The organism is Alcanivorax sp. HI0083 (assembly GCF_001635175.1).
On record NZ_LWFX01001418.1, the window covers coordinates 1 to 870 of the forward strand.

The 870-nt window shown below is 44.3% G+C and carries 1 protein-coding gene; it reads left to right on the top strand.

Annotated features, from left to right (window positions below; translation table 11 throughout):
• A partial coding sequence (locus A3754_RS28040) for a hypothetical protein (protein WP_197468770.1) occupies positions 1-360 on the top strand: 360 nt, incomplete at its 5' end.
• Between the last annotated feature and the right edge of the window lie 510 nt (positions 361-870).

Sequence of the window (870 nt, forward strand, 5' to 3'; positions counted from 1 at the left end):
TATTTGATTGAGGGTGGGGAGAATGGTTCTAATACCTCTACTCCAGGTGGGGTCGATGTTGTTAAATGGTTGTTAGGTATTCTGGACAAGATTTCTGACACAGGAATAGTCAAATATATTGGAGGAGTGCTTGGGGAGGTTCTGGATGCTATAGGCCTTTATTCTGATATTAATAATTGCGGCTTCGCGTTTGCAATTGCAAAATATTTTGCGGGAATATTCATTACAATTGGAGCGGCTTTTCTTTTGCTGCCATTTTTGGCGCTCATGTTGACTCTCTCTCTAGCGATTTGGATGTCATTTTTTGTCGCCGGTGTCTTGTCCTCATTCTTCTCTTCCCAATGGAGCTGTAAGGAATAGCAATGAGAAAGCTTGGTTTTATAAGCAGGATTGCGACAATAATTTTTTTATGGATTATTGCTTCCGGTGCTTTAATAAGGCATGACTTTTCCATTGCGGTTTTGTCAATGTTCCTGGGATGCTGGTTGATCGCTATGCCGGATCATTATAAGAAGGGTAGGAAAAAAATGGCATGGGTCGTGTTTGGGGTGGGACTTTTTGCGTTGGTCTTGTTGATGCAGTGGAGGGGGATGGCTGGCCCGTAAAAATATTGGTTTGAATGGTTTTAGGTGTTGCGGGTAAGGGTTGGCCCGCGAGCTTTTAGGGTTTTATGGAGGATGTCAGTCCTTGGCGATAGAAGTTTATGCATAAATATTGGTTTGCAACATTGCCAAGCAGGCAAGGCAGGTGCGCAAAGCCAAAGATTGAAGTCGGAAGTTTTGCAGTATTGTGCGTCAGCGTCAGTCCAGTAATGCCCGAAGATTAGCAATGCTGGCCTCTGCCACCGCATCTTCCTTGGCTTCATCCTTC